We start from the raw sequence: 11,006 nt of genomic DNA, 5'->3' as shown, positions 1-11,006 counted from the left end.
CAAAATATAGGGGAGGTGTCACGAAGTGACGGAGGGGTTAAAGAAATATCCCTAGCAGAGGAACTCTCCACTAAGACAAAACGTAGAGTGTGATGTCACGTAGAGCCGGTGAGTTGAATATCGATAACTTTCGGCGTGTTGTTATTTTACGAGCAGTACCTCTTTGATAGCCTTCTGTAAGGTAGCTTTATCCATGAATCCGGCGGCGATTTGCGGTTGATTCTTCATCGGACAAAATAGTAATGTAGGGATACTCTGTACACCGAAGGCAGCGGCAAGCTCAGGTTCTTTATCCACATCTATTTTATAGACATCGATTTTCCCGGCATATTCTCCGGCAATCTCCTCCAATATCGGAGCCAACTTTCGGCAAGGACCGCACCATGTAGCGTAAAAATCGATAATGCAAGGCTTCGAGCCCAAGTACTCCCACTTGTCGGGCGTTTTCTCATAGTTCGCCACTTTCGAGAGGAATTCCGCTTTGGTCAAGTGGCGGGGCTTGATTTTCTGTTCTTGCTTGTTTTTTCCTGCATGACTCTCGGTGGAGCTTTGGGCTTGGCACGAAAAGATGAACACCATGCAGGTGAAGGCTATTCCTATTACATGTTTTATTCTCATATCTTTATGGTTTTATAAATTGGAAATAAATGAAAATCGTGGCTGCATCATACTGACAAGAGAGCGAATATCGCCGATTCTTTTTTCCCTCTTGCCACACCTTGCGACATCACAGGCTGTATACTTCATCATAGGAAAGGGCCGGCCTGTGGGCGAGGAAGCAGAAATAGATACAGTCTATTCCACGATAGGCTACAAAGATACTCGCTTTACAGCATGAATCTGTTTCTCGGGGTGCTTTTTTCAGATTATTAGAAATTCTTATCATACAAAAATTCCGTGAAAGGCGGCATCCCTTCACGGAATCTTCGTATGGCAATCGAACGGTCTTACAGTAAAATGAACGCCAGAGGAATGAGTATGCCTGCGGCAAATTCTATACCGCCCCGTCCCCAGAAGCCTTTACGCCCTTTAAGCATGACAAGCCCCGTGAGGGTGATGACGATGAGCGACACGGCAAAAATGTCCGAGAAGATCGTCCAGTTCCGGTTCGGGTTGTAGTGCAATCGGTTGAGACTGCTCAATATAGGGCGTTTTTTCACCGACTCGTAATAAGCCTCCCCCGTCTCGGTGTTCACCGTCAGCGACGAGCCGCCTTTGATAAACACCTTCATGGTGTTCTCTTTCGGGAAATAATGTTGGGTATAGTTATTCCGCTCACCCAAGTCATCGAGCAAATCGAGCACGTACGCTTTGGAAAAGTCTGCTTTCGCTTTCGGAAAATTCCCTGCGATTCGGTATTCTTTCTGTGTGATACTGTAATCGGAGTTAAAGTCGCGTTTGTGGTTCAGCATGATGCCAGAGAAAGCATAAATGAGAATGACCCCTGCAAAAAAGAACGAAAGATCCCTATGCAGAATGTGACACCATTTTCTGAATTTCCCCGATATACGTTTTTCTTTCGACATGTTCGGTTTCTATGAGTTAATTTTTAATTTCGTAGCTGGTCGTATTGATGTGATACGACATCACGAAATAGTCTTTACCGGCTTCTTTGGCTTTGGCAAGGCGTTCTCGGAAGTTCTGTATGCGACCTTCGAATGTATTGATGTCGGCTTGTCCGGCAGCTTTCTTTTCACTTTCGCATCCGGCTTCTCCGTCACCGTGTTTCTCTCCGCTTTGATTTTTGTACTGTTCTTCCATTCTCTGTATGGTAGCTTCATCGATACGGTCTTCTTCGAGAGTTCCCGTCACCGATACGAGACTGTTCACAACCTCAGCGGGGAAGCTGCCCAGTTCGCAAGCCTCTGCACGCAACATTTTGGTGTCGTCGGTTCCCATCATGAAGAGTTTCTTGCCGCCGTGTTTACAGATATGGGTGCACACACCCTCTACGGTAACGGTTTTTCCTACGAGGCTGTCCCCTTCGGCTAAAATGTCGTCTACGCTCAGAGCCACTGTTGCGGCGCTTTCTTGATTCTGATTCTCCTTAGCTTTGTTGTTGCAGCTCACCATAGCAAGCAAGGCGACGGCTGCAAGGATAAAAATGGATTTTTTCATATTGTTGTAGTTTAAATGTTTGTAAATCTTTTCTTTATTTTTGGTATGACAAAGATAGCAAATATTTTATAAACGAATCGTCGGGTTATGCCCGTTTGCAAACCAGTAGCGGAATAAACAGATATATGCCCAATATCATGGTCGCTACGGTCGTTATGAATTTTTGACGGCGGCTACATGTGCTACCTTTACATGCTGTAAAATAAAGCAAAGCGGCCAAAACGAAGTTCAAAATCAGTACCCAGCACGATCCCATGCTCACACGCGGTTTTACCCATTGGTCGTCGTAAGATGTGAACGACAGTTCAAACGGGAAAATATATTTCGACCATTTGTCGAGAGCGGTCTCCGGGTAGTCATAGCGCAGGCTGTCGGCGAAAGCATAACTGTCAGCGTCGACGGCGTATGTGGTCACGCCTCTTTCGTCGCTTATTTTTAGGGTCCAGTAGAAGATATCGCCCATGATGGTCAGGGTGTTGGTCTTGGGGTCGTATTTGTCTATCGGCAATTTGTGCAACGTGTAATCCCGATTCAATACATATAGGTTGTTATCTTTGTCCGTTAACAATCCCAGTGTTTTGCGGTTGCTGAATTCGGTGATGGCTACATGCTCGATACCCAATTCGGGAGCCACACCCGTTTCACGCACGTAGGGCAGTCCTTTGGTTTGTTTCACATGGAATACCCGGTGGTTGTTGTCTACCATCAGATACCCCTCGTCATACTCTTTCCGGTTCGTCGGGTTTCCCGACAAGGTTCGCATGGGAAATTCAAACCCTTTTTGTTTCATGACTTTGTCGAACAAAGCCGATTTTTTTTTGTTGACCGTGTTGTCCCGCATATCGATGAAAGTAATGCGATCGGTCGTGCGGAAAGCTTCGATGGGGTTTTCGAGGTCGATCCGGTCCGGCATCGATTCCATAATCATGTTCAATGCGGGCTTTGTCACATTCACGTCTCGGGCCGACTGCTTGAATGTGAAATTCCCGTGAGCGATGATTTTCGGGGTCACCTCTTTCCCGTTGATTGTGTCGGGCAGCCGGTCTTTCGAGAACAGCTGTCTGTAATAAAAGGTAGGCAATATGGAGTCGAATTGTGCTACTGTATATTCCGTTCCGTTCGCGTCGTAGCGTTTTACCCCGTTATCCTTGCTCGATTGTATGTACGCGAACCGTTTGGTTACGCAACTGTACAACGTGAAAGGATCGTTTCCCGGTTTGGAGGCTGCGAATTGCAAAAGCCACGGCAATAACCACGACAATAGGACGACAGCCGTCAGGTAGAAAAATATTTTGCTGAATTTTTTCATTGTAGTATACCGTTTTTGAAATTAGTCTTGGCAACCTTCTTTGAATCGGACAACCGACCGGATAGAAAGCGATGCGCACGGAATGGTGAAAATAATAAGCGTCGGCAGAAACGAATTATAGGCTTCCGGTTTGTCGAGCAGGAAAAAGATTCGCACGATACCTGCGGCGATCAGCAGATTGACGATGCGCAGTTTCCACGTTGGTTCGAGGCATATCCACGCTGTCATCAGGTAGGCGGTATAACCGCAGATATACCACGGAGCCGCTGTCAGCAATATGCGTGCGACCATTTCGCAGGCGATATGTTGTTGCAGGTAAATCCACAAGGAAGCGGCTTGCAACAGAAAGACGATGCTGATTTGCGCGACTCCCGCCAGCAACATCAATAAAATCATGCGTTGCTGAGGATAAGGAAGGTGTAAAGTCAGTTTCAGCCGTTTCTGCGTCATTTCGGGAATGAACTGCAACGAGGCGAACAGTGCGCCTATGATGAGCGGCAGGTATTGTAACAACTCGATAAACACGGTATCCCGGCTCAACAAGATGGCCCACAGGTGGTCGGCCCCCTTGAAAGTGATGACCCGGTTGATGCGCATCATGACGTATCCGGCGAAACAAAGCGATACCAGCAGGGCGATGAAAAACAGTCCCCGGGTTTTGATCCACTCTTTGAAAAATATAGCTTTATTCATAATTCCGATGATAAAAGGATTAGTATTTTCCGGTCAATCCGATGAAAACGTCTTCCAGATTCATTTTCTCGGATTTGAAATCGGTATAGGGTATCGATTGCTCTTGCAATATCTGTTTGATACGTTCTTCGTTTTCGAACGAGTAGGTCTCGGCAGAATCCCGTATGGCCGCCGTGCTGTATAACGACGGGTCGTGGGGGAGCTTGTCGGGCGACGATGTTTTGAAGGTATAGCGTGTGAAGGTGTCGAGCAATTCCTTTACAGGCTTCTGAATCAATATGCGGCCGTAATCCATGATGATACAGTCGTCGACCAGCCGTTCCATGTCCTGTATGATGTGCGAGGTAAGGAAGATGGTCTTTTCTTCGGCTTTGGCGTATTCGCGCAGATATTCTGTGAAGAGTCGGCGGTAGCCGGGGTCGAGTCCTATCGAGAAATCGTCGAGTACCAGCAAATCGGCGTTTTGGGCGAGAATGAGACCCAAAGCCACCTGCGATCTTTGTCCGCACGACATGCGGGAGATTTTTTGTTTCGGCGCGACTTTCAGTTTGCGCATGAGTTCATAATAGGCTTCTTTGTTCCATTTCGGATAAAAAGCCGAGTAAAATCGCTCTATCTGTTCGATATTCATGAACGTGTATTGCACATGGTTCTCGATGAGCAGGGCGATACGCTCGCGGGTCACCGGCTGCATTCGCTGTATGTCTTCTCCGAAGATACGGCATTCGCCCGAGCGGGGTTTCAAGTAACCCATTAAAATATTGATCGTGGTCGTTTTCCCTGTGCCGTTTTTCCCCAGCAACCCCAAAATCCTCCCTTTGGGGACTTCGAAGTTGAGGTCTTCGTATATTTTTCTCGACCCGTAGTAATGGGTGAGGTTCGAGCATTTGATAATTGTTTCCATATAAAAAGCTATATGTGTTTGTTCTTTTCGGTCAGAAATTAAATCCTATATTTACTCCGGCATAGTTGGCCGAGCCGTGCTTTTCGTAATGGCTCTGCTGCCAGTCGGCAGCGATCGATAAAGCCCAGCCCGAGAATATTCGGCTCCATTTCAATTCTATTCCGTAGTTTGTTCGTCGGGTCTTCAACATGGTGAAATTATGTTCCAGCATTTCACGCACGCAGTCTTTCTGTACGTTCGGTATGGACAATTTCCCGTTGCCGCCGGTTCGAATTCCTATGTTTCCCGATAAAGATAGTAGAGATTTTTCGAATATGCCGCTTGCATCTATTTTCAGTCCATATTCGCTGCTGTTGGTTTTTAGCCTATGCTTTTTCTCTTTTTGACGAATATCGGTGTGAAACCACAGGTAATAGGGGCGAATGTACCCTTTAAAACTTTTTCCGGCCTCTATGCCGTACAGCAATTCACCTTGTATTTTCATTTGGTCGGAGGTGTACGGGGTCGTGCTGCCTATTTGGTCGTAATTATTGCCGGCGGCACTGCCGAAGGTGTTCTCTGTCCCTTTACGGTTATAGAGTGCTCCTTTTACTTGAATCCCGACTGTGTGCATGTCCTGCTTTGTCGAATATCCGGCGGTCATATCGAGCAGAGTGCGGTCGAGTACGGTTAAAGGCAGGTTGTTGTACCCGTCGAGATGTTGGGTCACGCTATATTTGCGGTAGTTCGCTGCGGCGTATATGCCCTTCCTTCCTTGTGCGGGAAGCAGTTGAATGCCGGCTCCGTAACCGTAGCCCTTGTAGTTCGTATCGGTGACGTCGCCTTTCCCGAATCGTACCGAGGTCGTTCCCAGCCCGGTCATCGTATAGATATAGGCGCTACCCAGCGGGGCATAAAAGTCGAGCGTGTTGTCTTGGCTGTATATTTGTGCCATGACCGATATTCCCACGACATATTTATCCAATCGCACGGAACCTCCGCCGGCAAAATCGAGGTCCGAGACGATGTTCTTCGGACGAGGATCCCGGTTTCGATATTCCAGTGCGGCACGGTAGCTCCCTTCGATACCCCATGTGAATTTTCCGGCTCGACCCGAATATCCTCCCGTGAAGGCATATTCTTGCAGGGAAAGGTCTCCCCCGATGGAATCGGCCATGACGTAGGGGTAGAGCAGTTCGAAGTCTGCTGTTTCGTTCCATACGACACCGGTTTCTTTTCCGGTTGTGTAGCGGGCGTTACCCCACAAGCGGGTGCGATCGCTCAGCTTTATCCACGACGATACGTCGGCTGCTCCTTTCAGATAACCGTCACCGGCTTGCAAGAGGGCAGCTTCGTCTTCTTTTCCGTAAACCCCGTTTAAGGAGATACGAGTCAGAGAAGTACAATGCTGGTAATATTGGGTGGCCGGGTTGGTATAAACCGTTTCTATCCATTTCGCAGGCAAGGCTTCATACTCGGCAATCGTGCGAAGCAAAGACAAAGAGTCTCTTTCCGCCCCCTGCAAAGCAGGGAGCAGAAAGAGTGCTATGGTTAGAAAAGAACAGAAACGTATTTTCATGACGACCGATGTCTGTTAAGATTATTTCTTCAACGATGGAGTCGTAAAGGTGAAATCGTTGGCCGAGTCGTCGGTATCTTGGTAAACCGTATAGCTGCCTGTGGAAGAAGCTACTTTGCGGATAAACGACCGTCCGAAACGGGTTTTGTCTGTCCCGGCGATTCCGGTAGTAGCATAACTGCGGTCGAGCACTGCGGGGGTAGCGATTCTTTCGAAGCCGGTATTTCCCAGATTGACGGCATCGAGAACCCATGCTACCGGTACGTCATAACCCTTTTTGGTCATCTCTTTACCGTTCGTGGCCGTATAATGATATTCTTTGTAATAGTTGGCGAGGAATTCGTCTTTCGACACTCCCATGCGGGCGATGGCGTAAGCGCGGTTCGCTTGGTTGTTAGGTATCCAGATGGTAGCCGAGTAGCTATACCATTTGTCGAGATTGGGAACTTCGGCTATATCCGGGTCCATGCCTTTTTCGGTTTCGTCATACCATTCGAAATCGGCGATCGACAAATCGATGGCATCGGCTTTGGTCTGTGTGAAATCGTAGCCTTGATCTGCGAGAACGAGTTGTTCACCCGGAGCGAGAGGGTGTTCCGTACCGTTACCCGGAATGACATAGATGGCGGCTGCGGTAAACGTGGTCGTCATCGGTTGCGGGTTGTCGTTGTATTGGTATTTCTCAGTCGTCCCGAAAGTGCTTTCGAGCAAGGCCACTCCGTCGGCATAGACGGTTTCGCTGCTGTTGTTGTAGATGACGAAGTATTTGTCATAGAGACTGGAAGTCCCTTTGTCATTGGCTGTTCCCGTTACATAAATCTCTTTGAGAATAAGGGAGTTGCTTGGAGTGTAGATCGATAGATCCAAAGCGATCGAAGTCGATGGGGCAGAGATTTGTACGTTGTCTTTCGTGCTGCGTACATTGCAAAGGATTTCGCCCGAAGCGCTGGCGATGGCTCCTTCGACCGTGATGTTATAAAGTCCCGAAGAAAGTGTGATGACGGAACTTTGGGACAGGTCGAGCTCGTATTCTTTCCCACGGTTGAGGTCTGTGAAAGTGGCCTTGCCTTCGGCCCATGTGAACGAGGTGATCGTGTCCGACGGAGCCGTAAAGTTGAGGGTTACGTCGACGGGAACGGAAGTGTCTTCGTCTTCGTCGCAAGCGGTGAACACCGTGATTACAGCGGCGAACAACAGGAATGAAAAAAATCTTTTCAGTTTCATAATGGTTTTATTGAATGTTTATTGTATATTAAATTCGTTTGTAAATCTGTTCTCTTTTTAATGCCTTGATTTTTAATTGGTTCTATAATCTGAAATTGATTTCCATGCCGAAGTAGGGATTGGAAGTACGGCGGATTGTGTTCCCGAACAACGTGTAATCGGGGTGATAGCTTACCAACCGATTGACGTATAAGGCCAGTGCGATTTTATCCCGGCATATTTTCTTCGTGACCTTGATATTTATATTGGCATCGATGGGAATCGTACGTTTTTTGAAGTTGTTTTCATAGTGCGGTTCCACCAAGTGTTGCAATATCATGTCGTTCCGTTCGGCATCAGTGTAGGGAAGGAGTTCGCCCTCCATATTGACGTAGGCGATGGGAACCCCGCTTTCCCACATGCTTTGGCTCGATGTGAACCACATGCACTGAATAGATGTGGAGAATCCCAGTTTGAGCCGCGGTATATCGGTGTCGAAAGTAAAGTTGGTATTGAAACTTTCTCGAATATAACCGTCGTCCTCGTTGTAAAGTCCTATGTATCTGATTTGTCGACCGTCGATAACGACAGAGGGGCGTTTGTATACCGGCTGGCTGTTGTTATAGGTCGTGCGGAACCACGCTCCGTTTACCGTCAGTCTCGTGCGGATTATCGGAAATCGTTTCGAGGAGTATTGAAATTCCACGCCTTCTTTCAAAATTCGGCTTCCGTTGGTGTGGACGCTTTGTACTTTCAGTATCGTGTCGGGGGTAAACGTCAGGTCGGCGAGGTCGGGCGGCCCTGTCATCGTCGATGGGTCCAGCCCCTCGGTACTGTATCGGTTATAAATATACCGGGTGTAGGATTTTCCCTGCCGGAATCCCGAAGTCATTTTTTCCCGAAAGTAGGTTACCGATAACCGGTGGTCGTCTATCGAAAAATCGGCGCGCACTTCCCATTTCATGTTTCGGGCGGCTTTCAGGTTGTAGTTGGTCAGGTCGTCGACAAATGTGCGGACGTTCATGCGGTTTACGGCCGGATTTTCGTTCGAAAAGAAATTGAGCTGTATAAGGTCGTAGTAAAAAAGGTCGGGATAAAGTTTCGAAATGTCGGGCATTTTGGTGTGCCAGCCTACTCCGCCCGATAGTTCTATGCTCAACGGCTTTCTCTCGCCGATACGCGGCAATGCCCATTTTGCGTTTACACGAGGGTCGAGATAGATTTTTCCATCGAGGACGTAACGGTTATCGAGATTTAACAGCGATGCGCTGCGTAGGCCGGCGGTAATGTCGATGCGGTGTTTTCCCAATCGCAACTTCGAGGCTTCCTCGATGAAAAAGGCGAGATTGTGCTCGGCCGGTATGTCGTTGAACGGTCGGGGACGGGTGGTAATATCGATGCTGATGGGACGCCTCATGTCGTAGAGTTGTCCTTCGCCGTAGTTTTTATTCATGCGCCAGTCTCCTCCGACCTTGATGATATTGAACCAGTTGCGGTAGTTGTAGTTGAATGTGGCGATCGCTTTGACGAATGCGTTGAACGGGTTGCCGTTCACGTCGAGCGATGCGAGATAGGTCGAAGGCAGAATCTCGGCGTCGTGTACGCCCGGTTGCGTGGCCGTAGGCACGACCGACAATTTGCTGGGCACGACGGTTTTTTCTTGGTGGATATTGTCCCACGAACCGTTGGCCGATGCCGTCAAGGAAAGCGATCGGAAAAATCCCTTTTTGCGGTTGTTGAGCGATAGAGTGCCGGCGAGGGAGAGGGCGTTGTTCGACGATTCGTAAGAGTCTATTGCCCCCGACGGAGTGAGGTCGGGATCGTTTTTGTCATTTTCGAAAGTCCCCCGGTAATTCAGATTGGAGTTGAAAGTCCATCGCCAATGATCGTTCGTCCATCGTTTTTCGGCCCGTATCGAGCCGGTCACCCGTTTGAAGTTTTCTCGGTTGTTGCGAGGGTCTATTTTCGAATCGAGGTAGTCGATACCCGTATTGAGCGTAATTTGTTTATCCGTCAGTTCTATCCCTTTCCCCACATAAAACAGTTGGCTTTGCATGTCGGCTTTGAAACGGGCTTCGAGATCGTTCCCTCCCTTTTTCCGTTCTATGTTGACCAGTCCGCTGGTGAGGTCGCCGTATTCTACCGAAGGGATTCCCCTCACGATTTCTACTTTGGCGATGTCGTCGGTGGAGATGGAACGCATGTCTATCCCTTTGCCGGTCGTATTACGTCCCGTTTCCCAACTGTTGGAGATATACTGCATATTGGCATCGTTGTTGAGGGGGACACCGTCGATAACGAACAAAGTCCCGAACGAGGTCACGTCGTAGTCGCTCGGCCCTGTCCCACCGGCTTCGCGTAGTTTTATCAGGTTGGCCGAGCCCATAGAGGGATCCTTCGAGACGTTTCCCGGCAACAGTTCTACCAAGTCGGTAAAGCTCGACGGTTGCAGATGCTCCATCGCTTTTCGGTCGATACGCGATGCACTGGTTGCTCCTCTCGATTCGTAGGCGGTCACCACCACGTCTTGCATGGCGATATCGTTCGACAAGAGTAAGATCGTCAAAGTCGTATCTCTGCGGGCATGCAGGTCGATTGTCCGGGATTTGTAACCTAAGGAAGTGACGGTCAGCTCATAGTCTCCTTTCGGAATGGATAAGAAGGTGTGAGAACCTTTTTCGTCGGTGATACCTGAGAATTGCCGATTTTTACCCTTTTTCAATAAAAGAGTGGCATACTCTACGGCGTTACGATTGTGGGAATCGCGTACGGTCAATTTCAGACTGATGCGTCCCTTCCGTAGAGGTTCTCCATGAGAACGATGCTGTCCCATGCCTTGAAAATTCAAGCCAAGTAGTAAGATAAATCCTATGAGCTTTATTCTCGTTTTCACCGAATGTGTAACCTGTCGAACGTCCTTTATTCTGTTTTCTAGGTGCAAAACTAATTATTTTAAATTGAATGATTGATATGATTTTAAACAAAAATAAAAATTATTTTATGCGACATGTGTTTTTATTATTTCAAAAAGTTTTTATTATTTGTTATATTGTGGAAATATGTTAGTTTGGAATGGAAATAAATAGTAAAATTTATTTATATCAATTCTAAATAATATCTATCTGACAAATCAAAATTTTTCTATGGCTGTTTGGTAAAACTCGATAGAGGTAAACAAAATGTATGGTCTACCGTCTTTTGTACTGAGGGATATCCCTCAG

The 11,006-nt window shown here is 47.7% G+C and carries 9 protein-coding genes; all 9 read right to left on the bottom strand.

From position 1 onward, the window contains the following. Positions 1 to 141: 141 nt before the first annotated feature. The 9 genes from trxA to QVD32_RS11760 all read right to left on the bottom strand — a co-directional run bounded on the left by trxA (position 142) and on the right by QVD32_RS11760 (position 10,678). Positions 142 to 618 (bottom strand): thioredoxin, encoded by a 477-nt coding sequence (gene trxA, locus QVD32_RS11800; RefSeq protein WP_008861278.1) that lies wholly within the window; start codon positions 616 to 618, stop codon positions 142 to 144. 329 nt (positions 619 to 947) lie between these two features. Then, positions 948 to 1,526: a PepSY-associated TM helix domain-containing protein gene (locus tag QVD32_RS11795; RefSeq protein ID WP_008861277.1), complete on the bottom strand. Its 579-nt coding sequence runs from the start codon at positions 1,524 to 1,526 to the stop codon at positions 948 to 950. A gap of 16 nt (positions 1,527 to 1,542) precedes the next feature. Further along, the gene (locus tag QVD32_RS11790; protein WP_021891629.1) at positions 1,543 to 2,118 is read right to left on the bottom strand and encodes a hypothetical protein; all 576 of its coding nucleotides are present in this window, start codon (positions 2,116 to 2,118) and stop codon (positions 1,543 to 1,545) included. A gap of 85 nt (positions 2,119 to 2,203) precedes the next feature. Continuing rightward, positions 2,204 to 3,427 (bottom strand): DUF4857 domain-containing protein, encoded by a 1,224-nt coding sequence (locus QVD32_RS11785; RefSeq protein WP_021891630.1) that lies wholly within the window; start codon positions 3,425 to 3,427, stop codon positions 2,204 to 2,206. Between the two features lie 21 nt (positions 3,428 to 3,448). Further along, the gene (locus tag QVD32_RS11780) at positions 3,449 to 4,120 is read right to left on the bottom strand and encodes a hypothetical protein (RefSeq protein ID WP_021891631.1); all 672 of its coding nucleotides are present in this window, start codon (positions 4,118 to 4,120) and stop codon (positions 3,449 to 3,451) included. A 19-nt stretch (positions 4,121 to 4,139) separates the two neighbouring features. Then, positions 4,140 to 5,024 (bottom strand): ABC transporter ATP-binding protein, encoded by an 885-nt coding sequence (locus QVD32_RS11775; RefSeq protein WP_008861273.1) that lies wholly within the window; start codon positions 5,022 to 5,024, stop codon positions 4,140 to 4,142. Between the two features lie 31 nt (positions 5,025 to 5,055). Next, positions 5,056 to 6,582, bottom strand: a complete 1,527-nt coding sequence (locus QVD32_RS11770; RefSeq protein ID WP_021891632.1) for a DUF6850 family outer membrane beta-barrel protein — start codon at positions 6,580 to 6,582, stop codon at positions 5,056 to 5,058. Positions 6,583 to 6,603: 21 nt separating this feature from the next. After that, the gene (locus QVD32_RS11765; protein ID WP_021891633.1) at positions 6,604 to 7,806 is read right to left on the bottom strand and encodes a DUF4876 domain-containing protein; all 1,203 of its coding nucleotides are present in this window, start codon (positions 7,804 to 7,806) and stop codon (positions 6,604 to 6,606) included. An 82-nt stretch (positions 7,807 to 7,888) separates the two neighbouring features. Beyond that, positions 7,889 to 10,678: a TonB-dependent receptor gene (locus QVD32_RS11760; RefSeq protein WP_118687357.1), complete on the bottom strand. Its 2,790-nt coding sequence runs from the start codon at positions 10,676 to 10,678 to the stop codon at positions 7,889 to 7,891. Positions 10,679 to 11,006 lie beyond the last annotated feature (328 nt).

It is taken from the genome of Barnesiella sp. (assembly GCF_022723415.1).
GTDB lineage: Bacteria > Bacteroidota > Bacteroidia > Bacteroidales > Barnesiellaceae > Barnesiella > Barnesiella intestinihominis.
Note: the sequence above shows the minus strand (reverse complement) of the source record. Positions and strands in the feature narration are given on the sequence as shown.